Below are 16,038 nucleotides of genomic sequence, written 5' to 3'. Positions count from 1 at the left end.
GCCTCTCTTTGCCTTCTGGGAGGTGTTCTGTCATCGGCAGCCAGCAACGTTCTCATGGGTTATTGCGCAACGCAGCCTAGAAGGAGCATTGGGGCCGAATAGACGGATTAGTGTAGAGCCTTACACTGCTTCGGCGGAGGGGCATTCGCATCCTCTTCCACTTTGAATCTCCAATCGGCATAGCTTTTCGCGTTTTTAAAGTATTTATCATAGCGGGCGGCGAAGCCGCTTTTTTTCAGTGGAACCCCTTTGCCCTGGCTGTAAATCCCCACCCAATGCTGTTGCTTATCATAGATCATCCCCCACTCTTGGCTGTTGGTGAAGGGATCAAGGTACCACCTACGTAATTTACCGTAAGAGTCGCTTAACAGTTGCTGAAAATCTGTGGGGAAACAGGCGTGATTAATGGGATTTTTGCGGTAATTTTCGATGGCGTTACGGATTTGGTCGCCCGCGAACAGCAGTTGGTCTTCACGTTGCTGACGCCACAGGGTGAGGAGATGTTCTTCGCTGCGCAACATCATGATGGCCAACACGCTCAACCAAGCCAATAGCAGCAAGTAGCTAAACCCGGCTTGCCGATCACCATGTGGCATAAGTGTTGCCCTCCAGCGATTTTTGACTAGAGCCACTGTGTACGTCGATGATTTGACTGTGCTCATCGTTATTCACTGTCCAGCTATCATTTTTATTGGTCATGGGATCGAGCGGCAACTGGCGCAGATAGCCTTGCTCTACCAACTCCTGCAAATCTTTCGGCCCGTGAAGATGGTCGCGTCGAAACTGATCCAGCGACATACGTAGCGTATTCAGATTGTGCTTCAGCACCACTTCCCTAGCCCGTTCGGTTTGTTGGAAATAGCGTGGTGCTACCAGCGTCATCAAAACGGCGATGATCGCCATGACCACCAGCAATTCGATCAGGGTAAAGCCTTTTTCACCATTGCGCATAGGGTACTCCGTTCAACCCGATAGCGGTGCTGGATGAGGCTATGTCATACACATCCTTGCCGCCACTGAAATCATTCGGCGCTGCGGTTGAGCTACGGATGCGCCAGGTTTCGGCATCCGATGTACTGGCGCAGTCACACATTGGATCGCGCGGGATGCGGCGCAGGAAATAGATCTTGCTCTTATTGGGGGATTTTTTGTCGGCGACACCTTCCACTAAAAGGGGCAGATCTTTGGGATAACCCGAGGCATCAATGAGCTTTTCTATATTGCCGTCAACACTGGCCTGATGGTAACGATCCAGCGCCTCACGGATCTGACGCAGTGCCACGCGTAGCTCTTCCTCTTTTTGCCGTTGCCCGTACTTTTCTACCAGTGGCAGCGCGGCGGCGCTAAGGCAGGCCAATAAGGTGAGCGTTACCATCATTTCCACTAGCGTGAAGCCGCGTTGATGTTTGATCATGGGATCAGTTCCTGCTGTCATTCATTGAGTTCCACCGGTGGTGGTAGTTCGCCGGATGCTGGGGAATAGTGGGTAGGCGGTGCCAGTGGTGGCACGCCATCGCTGGCATCAGTGAACTGGAATTTGCCGACTGAGCGCAAAGTGGTATTCCGTTCGCCTGGCAGTTCTTCGGTGCCGGCAGGAATAGTACTGATATGGCTACCCGGCAGATCGAGATTACGTTCAATGTGTGGCGTGATTAACAGGATTACCTCGGTGCGCTTGTCATTTTTTTCAGAGGTGCTGAATAAACGGCCAAGCAAAGGGATATCGCTGAGCCAGGGGATGCCACTTTTATTACTCTTGCTTTCCTGGCTGATCAATCCTGCCAGCATCTGGGTTTCGCCATCGCGGCTGCTAAGCACAGTCTTGGCCATCCGGTTATTGGTGCCATAATAATCCAAGCCATTTTTGCTTCTTTGCGCTTGCCCTAAACTGCTGAGGGTAAAGTCAACGTCCATGCCGATCTCCCCGTCCAAGCTGATGTCGGGCGTGACTGCCAGTTTGAGGCCAACATCCTGATAATTGACCTGCTCGGAGGTGTGTTCACCATTGAGTATAGCGGTAATCACTGGTAGCTTCTCGCCGATTTCGATCAGGGCTTTTTTGTTGTTTTTAACGCGAATGCGTGGATTCGCCAGCACTTGTGCGTGGCTGCGGATCTTCTTGATGTCAATGTTTACGCCTTTACCTTTGCCCAGGTTGATAAACAGGTTGCCATGTCGGAAGGCGTCCAGTGGGATAGACTCACCGTTACTACCGGGTGCCTGGAGACCGACCCCGATGCTTTGTGGGTAGTTAATGCCAAGTTTCTGCGCGTCATCGTTGCTGATCTCCAGTACTTCCACCTCAAGCATCACTTCGGCTTCTGGCCTATCCAGCGTTATCAGGAGCCGTTCGACCATATCCACAATTTCACGCGCACCCCGTACTGTAATGGTATTTGTGCGCTCATCTACATGAATATCCCGAATTTTCAATATATTGCGGACGGCAATATTAACGTCTTTGGCCTTGACATAGCCGAGGAAGAAGGTCTTCACCACGATATCTTGATAGATTTTGTCTTTGCCCTGGCTGGCTGGGTAGATCAGTAGTGTATTACCGCTTAGCACTTTTTTGCGTAGCTGATTCGACATGAGCAGCAAATTGATGGCGTCTTCTGCGGTGGTGTTATCCGCCATGATACTGGCGACGGCGTTCCTCGGTACATCGTTGTCGAAGATAAAGTTGACACCGGTCATCTGAGAAATAACAGTGAAAATCTGCATTAGATTGTGTGAAGTGAAGTGCAAAGAAACCGGTTTTTGCAACTGCGAGTCCATGACATCGGACGAGCTATTGCTGGCGGAAAGTTTGCGTAGCAGGTGGTCGCGCAGTGCGGTGGCTTGTGCCCAGCTTGGTTCCTCCTCCAACACCAGCTTGATTTTTTGCAATGCTTGTGCAGGATCATTGGCCGCAAGACTGACAGCCTGGCGGTACAGCGCGTCCAGAGAGCGCAAAGTATTGATGCGTCGCAGCCCTTGCAGTGCGCGCATGTTGCCAGGATGATAGCGCAGTGCGCTACGCCACAGTTGCGCCGCCTGTTGATAATCGTTCCGTTCGGTGGCGGCATCTGCCTGCTTGAGGTACATATTCACTAGCAGGGTACTTTCCAACTGCTCACGGCTTTTCAGTTCCAAATCCTGCGGCGCGGCGCGGCGCTGTTTTGCCAGGTTGTCCAGCGAGCGGATCAGTTGCTGTTGCTCATTGAGTTCGGATGGGGGTGATGGTGGTGGTGCATCAGCACAGCCAGCCAGTAGTATTGAGCCAATGGCCAATACTAGCGTTTTTTTTATCAGCATCATTATAATTTCGGTTTGGAAGTCATATTACCCAGCGCTAGGCGCTGATCTTTTTTTTGTGGCAGCCAGCGAAAGGTCAGGAAGTCGGCACCGACCTCGACTAACTGCCAGCCCTGGCCCAAGTTCGCTCCAATCCAAATCTTGTCCCGTGCCCGGCATTGTCGGCAGATGATCCATTGTTGTATGCCGTCAGTGAGCACCAGCGCGCGCTGGTGCTGATCCCACCAAGCACCGTTGACCTGGAATGGTAACGGTGGTGTGCTGGGAACCGCCATTTTTGGCATGACTACTGGTGGTGGTTCGGCTTTATCCCCTTGAAAAGGGAATAAATTCAAGGTGTTATTCTTCCCGGTTGCCGTAGGCTCGACGCGCGGGGCAGAGCCAGTGGTGGGTGCGGGCGCAATCGTCGTCGCGCTCGTTACTGGCTGCGTCTCTGGCACCGAGAAAAATTGCCACAGGCTCAGAGCGCAGCTCAATGCGAGAGCTATCTGCAAATAGCGTGGTAATTTCATGGCAGCGCCTTCATCAGTGTCACGCGCAGCAACATATTCAGTTGAACATTGTCTGGCTTAGTACGGCTGATCTTCAGGGAATCAACCCGCAGCGGTAGGGTGGCATTTAATTCCTGTAATGCCGAGTACAAATCAGGATACTCGCCGATCAACGGGATTTCTAGCGCTAATAGGTCGGTAGTAGATTTGCTGGTGTCAGTCAGCAACTGGTAGCGGCCCTCTTTTGCCAACAGGCGGTGTTTTTCCATAATGACAAATAGCGCTTTGACCTGCTGATATTCAGTGGCACTGAGTTTTTGGTTTTCCGCCTCGACTTCCGGCTCTATGGGCGGCAGGGCAATGGCGAGTAACCTCTGGGTTTCTTGGTGCTGGTTCTGCATTTCCGCTATTTCTGGGCGTAGTATGCTGCACCAATAAATCACCAATATCAGCCAAAAAGTGCCAATCAATAGCGGTAGTGCGCCGATAAGTTCATATAACCGTGCAGCATGCCAGCGTATCATGATATACAGCCCATACGGCTGGCACAGGAGCTTAGGATCAAGACGCATGGTTATACTCCACATGCAGCGTGCCGCTAATTTGCCATGGCGGTATCAACGAGGGATTGCGGGTATGATTTTCCAGCCAGACTTTCGCTGGCGCTTCCTGTAGACGCGCGACAAAATCAAGCAGTGCCCCTAAGGAATGGCTGGCCAGTTCGATACGCATCCGCTGCGAGTGGGCATCCAGATCCAGCGAAAGCAGTGCTACGTCGTTTCTCCATGCCTTAGCTAATATCTCCAGGCCCACCAAACGCGGCGGGGATTGCTGCTGTTGGTGGGTATGCGTCTTCTGGCGCAGGCGGAGGGCTTCTGCCGCTTGCTGGTGCGCCAAGAGTTGCTGTTCCTCACCGACCAATTGAACGCGTAGCTCGCGCTGTTGCTGCCATTGTGCATGGATGCCTAGCAGCACAGGTAGCGTCAGTATCAACAGCAGTAGGCTGGATTTGATGGCCCACGGTGGCAAGGTGTAAAAATAATGATTGTTCATGATAATAATTTCGTTCCCGCAGGAGGAAGCTGTTTTTTCAGGATGCTTGTCTCTTGTTGCGTATGCATGACGTAGCGCTCTAGCGGCGGCAAGCCGACCAGAAGATTGGCGATATCAAGGTGTCGGACGCTTTCTCCCGTAGGTAAATTCAGGCTGAAAATACTGTGCCAGCGGCCCTGATAGCGAGCGGCGAAGTTGCCCTCGTCTTTACTGATGCAAGCGAATAGCGCCTTGCTCGGCAGGGTGTTGCCGAACATGCCCAACATACGGCTAAATGGGGTACTGCATCCGCGAAAACGCAGCCGGTGCCGTTTGGCGGCGGCCTTTAGCTCATTGAACAGGCTAGGGTCTAACGCGGCAGCAAAGGCGTTGGCACCGTAATGGGGGCCGATGAAGCTGATCATGTTGTCTTGCACCGCAGTGCCGTGCTGCTCGGCCAGTAACTTACGGGTGTATTGCCGCAGTTCTGCTGGTGTGACGATGCCCTGAGACCAAGGCGTTAGCAGATAGCTTATATGAGGCGTATCAAGCTCAAAGCCAATGCTATTTTGCCAAGGTAGGCGGCAATGTAGGGGTGACAACATGTGATCGAGCTGCTCGGCAAGTGGCATATCCGGTTGCCAACTCTGCTGCTCCTGTAATCTATTCCCCTGATAAAGCTGAATATGGTGCCGCTGCAATTGGCAACGCCAGCGGTCAGTGCGTGGAAATAACACGTTTAACCTCCTGTAGCGTGGTAAAGCCGTTGCTGGCGGCGTTTAGGGCGATTTGTTGTAAAGGGATAAAACCCTGTTGTAAGGCGCACTCGCGTAACTGACGCAACGGTGCCCGTGCCAGCAGAGCTTCTTTCATGGTATCGCTAAATTGCAGCACTTCCGCCAGCGCCAGCCGCCCGTGATAACCGCTGTTGCGGCAATGCTCGCAACCTTTGCCAATCGCCCAGTTTCCTTGCGCCAGTTGCTGAGGCGTCAGTTGCCACGATTGTGCTTCCTGCTGCTGCAACTGATGGGGTTGGCGGCAATGTGGGCAAATTTGCCTGACCAGACGTTGGGCGACGATGCCGTTAAGGGCGGTGATCAGGCTGGCCGGTTCCACCTGCATATACAAAAAACGTTCAAGCACGCTGAAAACGCTGTTGGCGTGTACCGAGGAGAGCACAACGTGGCCGGTTAGCGCCGCCTGCACCGCAATGCCTGCGGTTTCGCCATCACGGATCTCCCCGACCAAAATAATATCGGGATCGTGGCGCAGTATGGCGCCTAGCCCACGGGCAAATGTCAGCCCTTTTTTGTCGTTAACCGGGATTTGCAGTACCCCTTCCAGTTGATATTCCACCGGGTCTTCAATGGTGATAATTTTGCTTTCACCGGTGTTTAGCTCGCTAAGGGCAGAGTACAGCGTGGTTGATTTACCACTACCGGTGGGGCCGGTGACCAACACCATGCCATGCGGGATCTGCGTCAATTGGCGGATGGCTTTCAGGGTGTGAGCATCGAAGCCCAATGTTTCCAGACGCAGTTTTTTTTCATGCGATTTGTCGAGTACGCGCAGTACTGCGTCCTCCCCATGAATGCTGGGCATAATGGAAACGCGGAAATCGACATTGCGCTGCTGGATGTGCGCTTTAAAGCGGCCATCTTGTGGGATGCGGCGTTCAGAGATGTCCATATTGCCGAGCACTTTTAGGCGTGAAATCACCTGTTCCGCCGTCTGTCCACCATTGCAGCGTGTGATAGCGTGTAAAACACCATCGATGCGGTACTTCACTACCAGGCCGTCTGGTATGCTTTCCAAATGAATATCGCTGGCGCGGCTTTGCAAGGCATCGTACAGGGTCGCGTTCACCAGTTTAATCACTGGGCTTTGCTCCTGCGAAATACCGACCATCGAAATCTCCAGCGCGATTTCCTCTGCGGTACTGTCGAAACCTTGGGTATTGACCTGATCCATGGTGCGTTGTTGCCGTGACAAGGCGTCCAGTTGTTCATGCACCCAGCCCGGAGGCCCCAACGCCAGACGTTCGGTATGGCGTTGCGCCCACTGCCGCTGCGCTAAAGAAAACGGATCGGCCAGCAGCAGATAATCATGGCCGTCAACCTTGAGCGGCAATAAGCGGTGAGACAAAGCTTGAGGCAAGGTAACCAGGGAAAAATTCAGCTCAGCCTGGGTGAGACGCTCAAGGCTGAGTGGATACAGACCGAGTTCGGCCGCAAACGCTGGCAGGTGATCCGGGTGCTGGGTCAGCATGTTTTCCAGTTGCGCGCACCGGGTTTCAGGGGGGAGTTCTTGCCATACGGTAAGGGTATTTGCAAAGGATGAGGACATCATGAGAGACCCCCGGCAATTTCAAAGATCGGCATGTAAAGTAAGAACACCACCAGGCCGACCAACCCGCCGACGATCAGCATTAACACTGGTTCGAAAACCTTGCTGAATGTCTCTATGGCTCGCTCCAAGCTCTCATCATAAAATGCGGCAATACGTTCACACATGGCAGGTTGATCGCCACTGCGTTCACCGACCACCAGCAGGCGGCTAGCGACCGGGGTGGTGAGCTGTTGTGATTCCAGGCTGGATGAGAGTGCTTTGCCAGCCTGAACCTCGGTCAGCACCTGATTCAGGTTCTGATGATAACGCGGGGGCAGCAGGCTACCGGTAAGCGTCAGAGCGGTTACTACGGTCATCCCCCCCTGTAGCAACAAACCTAAAGTACGGTAAAAGCGCACCAGAATGGCCAGTTCGTACTGATGCTGCAATTGTGGAATACGTAACAGTTGGTTGAGCAGCATCTGGCGGAGACTTTTATCGCGCAGGGCGCTGACCAGCAGGATCGCGCCAGCGATGCTCGATACCAGTAGCAGAGTGCCATGGTTTTGAGTCAGATGGCCCCACCAAACGATAAATTGCGCACTGCCGTTCAGGTTCTTCATACCCTCAAAGACAATGGCGAATCGGGGAATGATAAATCCGAGCAGGAAGAACAAGATCAGGCAGCCGACGCTAAGGACAACGCTGGGATAGAGCAGGGTGCTGCGGATACGTTTACGCAATGTCTCCATCCGCTTTTCATAATGCAGGAAACGGCCGAGTGCTATAGCCAATTGCCCTGTTTGTTCCGATGAAGCAACGGTACTGATCAACAGGGGAGGAAAAAGAGCCGGTTGTTCCGCCAGCGCCTGAGAGAGCTGACGGCCACGGTGCAGTGATTGCATCAGCACGCCGAGCACTCGCTGCTGTTCAGCATCGCGGCTGCTTTCACTCAGCGCCTCAATGGCTTCGACAATCATCAGGCCCGCATCCAGCAGGGCGATAAGTTCCTGGATGAACAACGTCAGGGGGAAGGGCTTGGTGCGTCGCGTCAGGCGGCGGCAAGGTTTTATCTTTAGTACCAGAGCACCGCTACATTCGACCTGCGTGCGAGCTTCTTCCATGCAGGACGCTTGGATCTGTTGTGTGCTACGCGTACCGTTGAGCAGCAACGTCACTTCGAAACATTTCATTATTGAATGGCCCTATTCGGTGCCTGCTTTTGCTGGAGCAGCAGATAGTTAGGCAAGACGCGATAGACGTAACGCTGGCGTAAATAGCCACGTTGCGGGGTACTACCGGCGTTATAGGCACCGACGGCTTCCCAGTTGTAGCCATGCCGGCGTATAAAACTGGCCAAGATCCATGCGCCAGTCATGACGCTCAGGCAGGGATCCTCCAGTAACCGGCGCTGTGTGATCCGGTATTTATTCAGCGCTGGCAAATGGCGGCTGTTAATTTGCATCAAACCGATATCGTAGCTGCCGTCGTTGTTTTTGTTTACCGCTGAAGGGTTCATGCTGGACTCGGTGATAGCGATGGCCTGTAGCAGGATTGGCTCGATACCATAGCGCTTACCGGCTTGGCTCCAACAGGTGGCGCTGGTTGGCAATGCGAGCAGCAACAGGGTAAACAAAGCGGTACGCATCGTTAGAATCCGTAGTTTATAGTTTTACCATCATTGCCAGTGGCCAGCAGTTCAACTTCATAAACCGCATTTTTGTTGCGCGTCGGATTGTGCCATTGATAAGGGTTGCCCCAAGGATCGTTAGGAACGCTTTTGCTCAAGTAGGGCCCGCGCCAACCGGTAACGCCGCTTGGACGGTCGATCAGCGCCTTTAGCCCCTGAGTTTCACTGGGATACTGGCCAACATCAAGCCGATATTGACTTAGCGCGTCGGACAAGCTTTTCATTTGATTCAAAGCTGTTTTATCCTTGGCTTGATCAACCTGTGAAAAAAGACGTGGGCCGACAAAACCAGCCAGCAGGGCGATAATCATCAGCACCACCAGTAACTCAAGTAGAGTAAAACCTTGTTGCCGTCGGTAGTGCATTAATAATTTTTCTTTCATAAAATATTCACGTTTTTAATGATTGTGGAGGCTGATTTTTCTTTGAGCATTATCCAAATAGTTAAATAGAGTTTAAATGACATCCCTCTTTATCTGAATGGGAATTCTGGTTTAGTAATACAGAGTTTTCTGATTTTTCTGTTGTGGTGCATGTATCGTGGTGATAAGCGTGGTGATATATTTACCCAAGCAGTGGTCATGTGTAAAATTGACGCATTGGCGGCAGAATTTATGACTCCCATCAAGGTATCTATATCTTAATACTATCGGTAACGATATTCCAGTATGGCGAATTTATTCATATGCATATTATGCTATTTATGGCACTGGGTGCCATTATCGGCAGTTTTCTTAACGTGGTGATTTATCGTTTGCCGTTAATCATGGCGGGCGAAAAAATGTCGTTAAGCTATCCAGCTTCGGGGTGCCCGCTTTGTGGTGCCAAAATCCGTTGGCACCACAATTTGCCTCTGTTAGGCTGGCTGTTATTGGCTGGGCGTTGCACCGATTGCCATCATCCCATTTCATGGCGCTATCCTTTGGTTGAATTGTTGACTGCCGCGCTGTTTGCTTTGCTGATCCATCGCTATGGTCTGACGTTGCAAGGCGGATATGTTCTGGTTGCGGCTTGCCTCTTGGTGGTATTAGCCGGCATCGATCAGTGTACCATGCTACTGCCCGATCGCTTAACGTTACCGTTGTGTGGGCTTGGCATCGTCTGTGCCTTTTTAGGGGAAGGCCGAGTGAGCGGCATCGAATCTCTGGCGGCGTCTGCATTGGGGTTTTTGGTTCCCTGGTTACTGGATCGCCTGTTCTACCTATGGCGGCGTCATCCAGGGATGGGGATGGGCGACATGAAGCTATTTGCTGCGCTGGGGGCGTGGTTTGGCATGACGGGTTTATGGCGCATCCTAGCCTTTTCCCCTCTGCTGGCATTGCTCAGCGCATTGCTGGTATTACGCACTAAACTGGGGGAACCTTTCCCCTTTGGGCCTTATCCGATCGCGTTAGCGCTAGCGATGTTAGTGTGGGGATAAAAGCACCAAGGCCCATACCAGGCTAACTCCTGGTATGGGAGTTAATCTGGTCAAATTAACCACCCTATGGCCAGGTCTATGTGCATAGTGTTTCATTCGATCTAGGTAACCCTCTGAAAGGTTGTGTATTAATATTTTCAGCGTTTTTTCCTATCATGCACTCCCTAAATCTCACAGACTTTACCAGTGTTCTCCATTTTTTAAAGAATATGCCCATGTCTGTTTGTTACATAAAACGTCAAAATGATCAAGCTTGTGAAGGGGATCATCACGGCAAAAAAGATATACAGATACCCCAGCCAGGAAATACCTTTTAATTGCTTAATGAGGATTTATGAAACTTAATAAAATTGCAATTGCCGTTGCATCGCTCTTAGTTAGCGGTGCCGCATTGTCACATGGTTATGTGATGGACCCACCAGCACGCGCTTATTTGTGTTCGAGTAATGCTGTTGGGTATTCTCCTGTAACAAACAAAGGCTGTGGCAATATTCAATACGAACCGCAAAGTCTGGAAGCACATAAGGGCTTCCCGCACGGTGGAGTGGTCGACGGCCAGATTGCCAGTGCGAATAGAGTGCGCGGTGGCGAGTTGGATGTGCAGAATATGGATCGCTGGGCTAAAACACCTATCTCAGCGGGGAAAAACCAGTTTCATTGGACCTTTACCGCAGCTCATCCAACCACCAAGTATGAGTATTTTATTACCAAAAATCATTGGAACCCGAATGCACCATTGACGCGTGCCAGTTTTGAGACCACGCCATTCTGCACCATTCAGAGAAATGGCGCTGTACCAGGACGGGGGCCATCTGAGGTTCATACCTGTGATGTGCCAGCACGTGAGGGCTATCAAGAGATTTTGGCCGTCTGGACTGTCGATGACACCTCTAATGCATTCTACAATGTCATCGATGTCGAATTTGCTGGCAACAACAATGCAAAGCCAGAGCCTACACCACCGCCAAAGCCAGAGCCTACACCACCGCCGAAGCCAGAGCCTACACCACCGCCGAAGCCAGAGCCTACACCACCGCCGAAGCCAGAGCCTACGCCACCGCCGAAGCCAGAGCCTACACCACCGCCGAAGCCAGAGCCTACACCACCAAAGCCTGTTCCAGGGGGGGCTGCTTGGGATCAAAATAAAGTCTATGCGACTCCATGCGCCAAAGTCACTTACAACGGCAGCACTTGGATAAATGGTTGGTGGACTCGTGGCGATAAACCAGACAACAGTGGTGAATGGGGCGTCTGGCGCAAGTTAGGCTCCGCAAATATGCACGGAGGTTGCAGATAATTTCCTGGGAAGATGCTGTAACGTCTTTATAAGGTAGATTCAGAGGGGATGCACTACAGAAATGTCCCCTCGTAAATCTATAAAAATAGACGCAGGTACCCCGGTTAGATAATTTTTTTAATGAGGATTTATGAAATTAAATAAAATTGCAATTGCTGTTGTATCGCTCTTAGTGAGCGGTACCGCGTTGTCACATGGTTATGTGATGGACCCTCCAGCACGCGCTTACTTGTGCACGAAAAAGGCACATGATGCGAATTTTCCTGCGCTAAACTCAGGCTGTGGCAATATTCAATACGAACCGCAAAGTCTTGAGGCTCCTCAGGGTTTCCCGCGCGAGGGGGTGATCGACGGTCAGATTGCCAGTGCGAATAGAGTGCGCGGCGGTGAATTGGATGTACAGAATATGGATCGCTGGGCTAAAACATCTATCACAGCAGGAAAAACCCAGTTTCATTGGTTCTTTACCGCGCCTCATCCAACCAACAAGTATGAGTATTTTATTACTAAAAACAACTGGAACCCGAATGCACCATTGACGCGTGCCAGTTTTGAGAGCAAGCCATTCTGCACCATTCAGAGAAATGGTGCCGTACCAGGACGGGGGCCATCTGAGGTTCATACCTGTGATGTGCCAGCACGTGAGGGCTATCAAGAGATTCTGGCCGTCTGGACTGTCAATGACACCTCTAATGCATTCTACAATGTCATCGATGTCGAATTTGCTGGCAACAATGCGCAGCCCGAGCCTAAACCAGAATCTAAGCCTGAGCCTAAACCAGAGTCTAAGCCCGAGCCTAAACCAGAGTCTATCCCACTGCCTAAGCCAATGCCAGAGGGCTCTGCGTGGGATCAAAATACAGACTATTCTACTCCATGTACCAAAGTCACTTACAATGGCAGCACCTGGCTAAATGGCTGGTGGACTCGTGGCGATAAGCCAGGCACCAATGGTGAATGGGACGTCTGGCGCAAGTTAGGCTCCTCAAATATGCACGGAGGTTGCAAATAATTTCCTAAAAGGATGCTGTAATGCCTATGTGGATAGATTTAGATGGTATGCTGCACAGAAAAATCGCCCTGTAAATCTACATAAGCGCTACCGACTCGGTGACAGTATCTGCGAAGCTTTAAAACTAACCGCAACGGCAATGTTGCGGTTTTTTTCTCGCCCCAGGTTATGGGTAAGCGTTAAGTGAACCTTGTAACTACCCACGATTATAGGCTTTGTTGAATAAATCAGACTCAGCGACAAGAGCCTCCAAGGCAGAGCGATTATTATGCGATGCGGGTCATGTCCGGCATCCCCAACAGCGTCATCCGATTAAGCACTTTGTAGTGGTCAACTAAAACTGGCCACCGCGTTAGAGTTTTTCCAGTATCGGTTTTCCGATTCGTTTGGTGGTAACCCACCGTTATATTCATGCGGCCTGAGCGCGCTGTAATACCCAACGATATAGTCCGTTATTGCGTGGGCTGCATCGCTGAAGTTTATGTAACCCGTCACCGGTACCCATTCGTTCTTCAGACTCCTGAAGAAGCGCTCCATTGGGCTATTATCCCAGCAGTTTCCACGCCGACTCATACTCTGTCTGATCCGATACCTCCACAGTGACTGCCGGAACTGTCTGCTTGTGTAATGGCTGCCCTGATCGCTGTGGAACATCACTCCGGCTGGTTTTCCCCGGGCCTCCCACGCCATCTCCAGCGCTTTGATGGTCAGCCTGCTGTCCGGTGAGAACGACATTGCCCAGCCCACCGGTTTTCTCGCGAACAGGTCGAGAACAACGGCGAGGTAGGCCCAGCGCCTGCCTGTCCAGATATAGGTCACATCGCCACACCACACCTGATTAGGCTCTGTCACTGCGAACTGCCGCTCAAGGTGATTCGGGATAGCGATGTGTTCAAGGCCACCGCATTTATACCGATGAGTGGGCTGTTGACAACTGACCAGCCCCAGCTCTTTCATGAGCCTGCCGGCGAGCCATCGTCCCATCCTGAAGCCCTTCATGGTTGCCATAGTTGCGATACTCCTTGCGCCAGCAGAGCCATGGCTGACGCTATGCAGTTCCAGTACCTGGCTGCGTAATACAGCTCGTCTGCCATCTGGTTTTTCAGGACGGTTTTTCCAGTATTTGTAGCTGCTGCGATGAACCCCGAACACGTGGCAGAGTGTGACCACCGGATAATGCGCTCTGAGTTTCCCGATTATCGAGAACTGTTCAGGGAGTCTGACATCAAGAGCGCGGTAGCCTTTTTTAATATTTCGTTTTCCATTTCAATACGTTGTATTTTTTTCCTCAGCTCACGTATTTCAATTTGTTCAGGAGTAATGGGAGAGGCTTTAGGTATTTTTCCCTGCCGCTCATCACGCAACTGCTTCACCCATCGCGTCATTGTGGAAAGGCCGACATCCATAGCACTGGCTGCATCTGCCACGGTGTAGTTCTGGTCAACGACCAGTTGAGCGGATTCGCGTTTGAACTCTGCACTGAAATTTCTTTTTTTCATTGAAGCACCTGTAATGTCCTGAGGTGAGCATATCACCTCTGTTCAGGTGGCCAAATTCAGTGTGCCACTACACCCCTAATCACCCAACTGCCGAGGATATTAGCCTATCGGTGGACAGAGCGAGGTTGCGTCACCTTCACAACATCACCATGCTACTTTTTCTGCACATGCACAACTTTGTGAGCGTAATTGTACCCTATTCGCATCATTTTGTTGTCATTTTAGCCGCTCTGATGCGGTCGCATCAGAGCGGATGAGGGTATTATTAACAGCCAGCGTGCATATTGGCACTTCCTTTTTTACGCCATACGCCCCATGGGCTTTCGCTATCTGGAGCCTCGTTTTTCGTCCACCAACCGTTCTTCCATATACTGCCGTTATATCGGACTTCGGTGCAGGGGGTACTGTAAACTTTATCCTTATCCCATGCTGGAGTGCCGGTGAGGTCGTCTAGGGTAATCTTCACCCGGTGTGTTGCTTGAGCATGGCGCTGGCCTTTATCACTGCGGGCCTCAACCTTAACGATATAGTCACCTGCCGGTAAGTTGGATTTGATGATACCGCTGGCGTTGATGCCCTTGGGTACGTTCTGACCGTCTTTGGACAGGCTCCAGTTATACACCACTTGGTCAAAATTGGCGCTCGCTTTCAACGTCAAAGGGTGGATGGATTCCATAATGCTTGTACCAACAATGGTCACCTTTGGTGAGGTAACGTTAATCTCAACATCAGATCCCGCCTTTTTCCCCTGTGAATTCGTCGCTGTGACGCGAAAACGCGTTGAAACGTTCTCAAGGTTTTTAGGGATCACCACCTGAGTTTCAGCCGCACTGCTGTCCTTAATAAAGATGCGGCTATCGCCGGAGATACGTTCCCACTGCCAGTTCACATTGCCCTGCTGATTGCTTGTCGCGGAAATTGGGTAGAGAACTTCAGTGTCGTGGGCGACCACAGCGTTTATTGTACTGCGACTGACTGCAACCGTTGGTACTTCCACTTCGCTTAGCAAGATTTTCTTAAATGCTTTCTCCAGGTTAGGTTGCGTACCCACTTTTGCAGAATCATTATTGGCCAGTGGCATACCAGTTTCCACCAGTATGCGGCGCAGTTCTTTGGGTTTCAGTATCAGGTTGTGGGCTTTTGCAAAGCCGGAAAGACTGGCGGTGGCACCGGCGACGATCGGATTTGCGGAGGATGTACCGCCAAAATAGCTCATGTATGAAGCATGCGGTTTTATCCACAGGTCGCCTAATTCTGAGGAGGTGGTAGTCACCACATGATCTCCCCAGCTTGCGTTGTCAACGCGCGAACCCTAAAAGGAAAACCAGGCCTTACCACCGGTTTCTGGATCAAGGGCACCCACGATAATTGCACCAGAATCACGATAATTTCGATCAAATTTGTGGTTAAAGTCTGGGTGGTCGAGATTCACATTGCCGTTTCCTGCCGCTTCGATGACGTGAATGCCTCTATCCGTTAATGCACGGATCTCATCAAACCGGTGAGGTGTATATTCATCTGGAACAAAGCAGTAACGCTGACAGTTGGCAACACTGCCAATATCGATATGAAGGCCGACCTGAACTACATCGCCTGGCTTAAGTTTATCTATGAGCTCGTAGAACACTGATGCGTTATATGCGGCATAACCAAAGGTGGCCTTGTGAGCGATACCCACTATACCAGCGCCGTTATCTTTTGCTGCCATAATGCCCACGGCGGCAGTATCGTGATAATGTACATCGACACTTCCGGCGCTAAATGCCCTAGGAGGGAGATCGACATGTTTATCATCCCATGCGCCAATTTCCTGAGATACCACAGTGATACCTTCACCTTTTCCACCATAGTATTGCCAGGCATAATCCGCATTAATACCGCCTGCTTTAAAGCCGGGGGCAAGCGTTTCGGATGAACGTAAATAGTACTGTATGGCAGAGAAATCCGGAATATCGCCAGACTTTGCGGCCAT

18 protein-coding genes are annotated in these 16,038 nt (G+C 51.3%); 3 read left to right on the top strand and 15 right to left on the bottom strand.

Going from position 1 to position 16,038, the window contains the following annotated elements; genetic code table 11:
- Positions 1–107: 107 nt before the first annotated feature.
- Genes SYMBAF_RS13995 through gspG form a run of 12 tightly spaced genes read right to left on the bottom strand, consistent with a single transcriptional unit; the run spans position 108 to position 9,221 of the window.
- A complete protein-coding gene (locus tag SYMBAF_RS13995) occupies positions 108–596 on the bottom strand; it encodes a hypothetical protein (RefSeq protein WP_040262589.1) in 489 nt (162 codons plus the stop codon).
- On the bottom strand, positions 583–951 hold the full coding sequence (locus SYMBAF_RS13990; protein ID WP_040262591.1) for a type II secretion system protein: 369 nt from the start codon (positions 949–951) through the stop codon (positions 583–585). Before SYMBAF_RS13990 ends, SYMBAF_RS13995 begins: the two co-directional genes overlap by 14 nt.
- Positions 938–1,414, bottom strand: coding sequence for a type II secretion system protein (locus SYMBAF_RS13985; RefSeq protein WP_040262593.1), 477 nt, complete (start codon positions 1,412–1,414; stop codon positions 938–940). Before SYMBAF_RS13985 ends, SYMBAF_RS13990 begins: the two co-directional genes overlap by 14 nt.
- 17 nt (positions 1,415–1,431) lie before the next feature.
- The gene (locus SYMBAF_RS13980) at positions 1,432–3,300 is read right to left on the bottom strand and encodes a secretin N-terminal domain-containing protein (protein ID WP_226020343.1); all 1,869 of its coding nucleotides are present in this window, start codon (positions 3,298–3,300) and stop codon (positions 1,432–1,434) included.
- Positions 3,300–3,809 carry a hypothetical protein gene (locus tag SYMBAF_RS13975; RefSeq protein WP_052447600.1) on the bottom strand — a complete coding sequence of 170 codons (510 nt, stop codon included), beginning with the start codon at positions 3,807–3,809 and terminating at the stop codon, positions 3,300–3,302. Before SYMBAF_RS13975 ends, SYMBAF_RS13980 begins: the two co-directional genes overlap by 1 nt.
- On the bottom strand, positions 3,806–4,360 hold the full coding sequence (locus SYMBAF_RS13970) for a hypothetical protein (RefSeq protein WP_040262595.1): 555 nt from the start codon (positions 4,358–4,360) through the stop codon (positions 3,806–3,808). The genes SYMBAF_RS13975 and SYMBAF_RS13970 overlap by 4 nt, the downstream gene beginning before the upstream one ends.
- Positions 4,350–4,841: a hypothetical protein gene (locus tag SYMBAF_RS13965; RefSeq protein WP_040262597.1), complete on the bottom strand. Its 492-nt coding sequence runs from the start codon at positions 4,839–4,841 to the stop codon at positions 4,350–4,352. Before SYMBAF_RS13965 ends, SYMBAF_RS13970 begins: the two co-directional genes overlap by 11 nt.
- Positions 4,838–5,557 (bottom strand): hypothetical protein, encoded by a 720-nt coding sequence (locus SYMBAF_RS13960; protein WP_040262599.1) that lies wholly within the window; start codon positions 5,555–5,557, stop codon positions 4,838–4,840. Before SYMBAF_RS13960 ends, SYMBAF_RS13965 begins: the two co-directional genes overlap by 4 nt.
- A complete protein-coding gene (locus tag SYMBAF_RS13955) occupies positions 5,538–7,169 on the bottom strand; it encodes a GspE/PulE family protein (protein ID WP_173424328.1) in 1,632 nt (543 codons plus the stop codon). Before SYMBAF_RS13955 ends, SYMBAF_RS13960 begins: the two co-directional genes overlap by 20 nt.
- The gene (locus tag SYMBAF_RS13950; RefSeq protein ID WP_040262601.1) at positions 7,166–8,341 is read right to left on the bottom strand and encodes a type II secretion system F family protein; all 1,176 of its coding nucleotides are present in this window, start codon (positions 8,339–8,341) and stop codon (positions 7,166–7,168) included. Before SYMBAF_RS13950 ends, SYMBAF_RS13955 begins: the two co-directional genes overlap by 4 nt.
- Positions 8,341–8,796, bottom strand: a complete 456-nt coding sequence (locus SYMBAF_RS13945; protein ID WP_040262603.1) for a lytic transglycosylase domain-containing protein — start codon at positions 8,794–8,796, stop codon at positions 8,341–8,343. The genes SYMBAF_RS13950 and SYMBAF_RS13945 overlap by 1 nt, the downstream gene beginning before the upstream one ends.
- A 2-nt stretch (positions 8,797–8,798) precedes the next feature.
- Positions 8,799–9,221 carry a type II secretion system major pseudopilin GspG gene (gene gspG / locus SYMBAF_RS13940; RefSeq protein WP_040262605.1) on the bottom strand — a complete coding sequence of 141 codons (423 nt, stop codon included), beginning with the start codon at positions 9,219–9,221 and terminating at the stop codon, positions 8,799–8,801.
- A 302-nt stretch (positions 9,222–9,523) separates the two neighbouring features.
- Here gspG and SYMBAF_RS13935 point away from each other — a divergent pair, with 302 nt between their 5' ends.
- The 3 genes from SYMBAF_RS13935 to SYMBAF_RS13925 all read left to right on the top strand — a co-directional run bounded on the left by SYMBAF_RS13935 (position 9,524) and on the right by SYMBAF_RS13925 (position 12,567).
- Positions 9,524–10,258, top strand: coding sequence for a prepilin peptidase (locus SYMBAF_RS13935; protein WP_052447601.1), 735 nt, complete (start codon positions 9,524–9,526; stop codon positions 10,256–10,258).
- 334 nt (positions 10,259–10,592) lie between these two features.
- On the top strand, positions 10,593–11,555 hold the full coding sequence (locus tag SYMBAF_RS13930; RefSeq protein WP_052447602.1) for a lytic polysaccharide monooxygenase: 963 nt from the start codon (positions 10,593–10,595) through the stop codon (positions 11,553–11,555).
- Between the two features lie 130 nt (positions 11,556–11,685).
- Positions 11,686–12,567, top strand: a complete 882-nt coding sequence (locus tag SYMBAF_RS13925) for a lytic polysaccharide monooxygenase (RefSeq protein ID WP_040262607.1) — start codon at positions 11,686–11,688, stop codon at positions 12,565–12,567.
- A gap of 330 nt (positions 12,568–12,897) precedes the next feature.
- Here SYMBAF_RS13925 and SYMBAF_RS13920 read toward each other — a convergent pair.
- The 3 genes from SYMBAF_RS13920 to SYMBAF_RS13910 form a co-directional block, all read right to left on the bottom strand.
- Positions 12,898–14,066 (bottom strand): IS3 family transposase gene (locus tag SYMBAF_RS13920; protein ID WP_152609001.1). Its coding sequence is split into 2 segments (ribosomal slippage): positions 12,898–13,817 and positions 13,817–14,066, totalling 1,170 coding nucleotides; the frame shifts between segments, so codons are not numbered across the junction.
- A gap of 265 nt (positions 14,067–14,331) precedes the next feature.
- Positions 14,332–15,339, bottom strand: coding sequence for a S8 family peptidase (locus tag SYMBAF_RS13915; RefSeq protein ID WP_152609002.1), 1,008 nt, complete (start codon positions 15,337–15,339; stop codon positions 14,332–14,334).
- A 39-nt stretch (positions 15,340–15,378) separates the two neighbouring features.
- Positions 15,379–16,038: a S8/S53 family peptidase gene (locus SYMBAF_RS13910; protein ID WP_052447604.1), complete on the bottom strand. Its 660-nt coding sequence runs from the start codon at positions 16,036–16,038 to the stop codon at positions 15,379–15,381.

Source organism: Serratia symbiotica (assembly GCF_000821185.2).
Lineage (GTDB): Bacteria > Pseudomonadota > Gammaproteobacteria > Enterobacterales > Enterobacteriaceae > Serratia > Serratia symbiotica.
Note: the sequence above shows the minus strand (reverse complement) of the source record. Positions and strands in the feature narration are given on the sequence as shown.

What these genes read in the sequence shown, in the direction of transcription:
- SYMBAF_RS13995 (WP_040262589.1), bottom strand. Translation starts at nt 596, where the DNA reads ATGCCACATGGTGATCGGCAAGCCGGGTTTAGCTACTTGCTGCTATTG.
- SYMBAF_RS13990 (WP_040262591.1), bottom strand. Translation starts at nt 951, where the DNA reads ATGCGCAATGGTGAAAAAGGCTTTACCCTGATCGAATTGCTGGTGGTC.
- SYMBAF_RS13985 (WP_040262593.1), bottom strand. Translation starts at nt 1,414, where the DNA reads ATGATCAAACATCAACGCGGCTTCACGCTAGTGGAAATGATGGTAACG.
- SYMBAF_RS13980 (WP_226020343.1), bottom strand. Translation starts at nt 3,300, where the DNA reads ATGATGCTGATAAAAAAAACGCTAGTATTGGCCATTGGCTCAATACTA.
- SYMBAF_RS13975 (WP_052447600.1), bottom strand. Translation starts at nt 3,809, where the DNA reads ATGAAATTACCACGCTATTTGCAGATAGCTCTCGCATTGAGCTGCGCT.
- SYMBAF_RS13970 (WP_040262595.1), bottom strand. Translation starts at nt 4,360, where the DNA reads ATGCGTCTTGATCCTAAGCTCCTGTGCCAGCCGTATGGGCTGTATATC.
- SYMBAF_RS13965 (WP_040262597.1), bottom strand. Translation starts at nt 4,841, where the DNA reads ATGAACAATCATTATTTTTACACCTTGCCACCGTGGGCCATCAAATCC.
- SYMBAF_RS13955 (WP_173424328.1), bottom strand. Translation starts at nt 7,169, where the DNA reads ATGATGTCCTCATCCTTTGCAAATACCCTTACCGTATGGCAAGAACTC.
- SYMBAF_RS13950 (WP_040262601.1), bottom strand. Translation starts at nt 8,341, where the DNA reads ATGAAATGTTTCGAAGTGACGTTGCTGCTCAACGGTACGCGTAGCACA.
- SYMBAF_RS13945 (WP_040262603.1), bottom strand. Translation starts at nt 8,796, where the DNA reads ATGCGTACCGCTTTGTTTACCCTGTTGCTGCTCGCATTGCCAACCAGC.
- gspG (WP_040262605.1), bottom strand. Translation starts at nt 9,221, where the DNA reads ATGAAAGAAAAATTATTAATGCACTACCGACGGCAACAAGGTTTTACT.
- SYMBAF_RS13935 (WP_052447601.1), top strand. Translation starts at nt 9,524, where the DNA reads ATGCATATTATGCTATTTATGGCACTGGGTGCCATTATCGGCAGTTTT.
- SYMBAF_RS13930 (WP_052447602.1), top strand. Translation starts at nt 10,593, where the DNA reads ATGAAACTTAATAAAATTGCAATTGCCGTTGCATCGCTCTTAGTTAGC.
- SYMBAF_RS13925 (WP_040262607.1), top strand. Translation starts at nt 11,686, where the DNA reads ATGAAATTAAATAAAATTGCAATTGCTGTTGTATCGCTCTTAGTGAGC.
- SYMBAF_RS13910 (WP_052447604.1), bottom strand. Translation starts at nt 16,038, where the DNA reads ATGGCCGCAAAGTCTGGCGATATTCCGGATTTCTCTGCCATACAGTAC.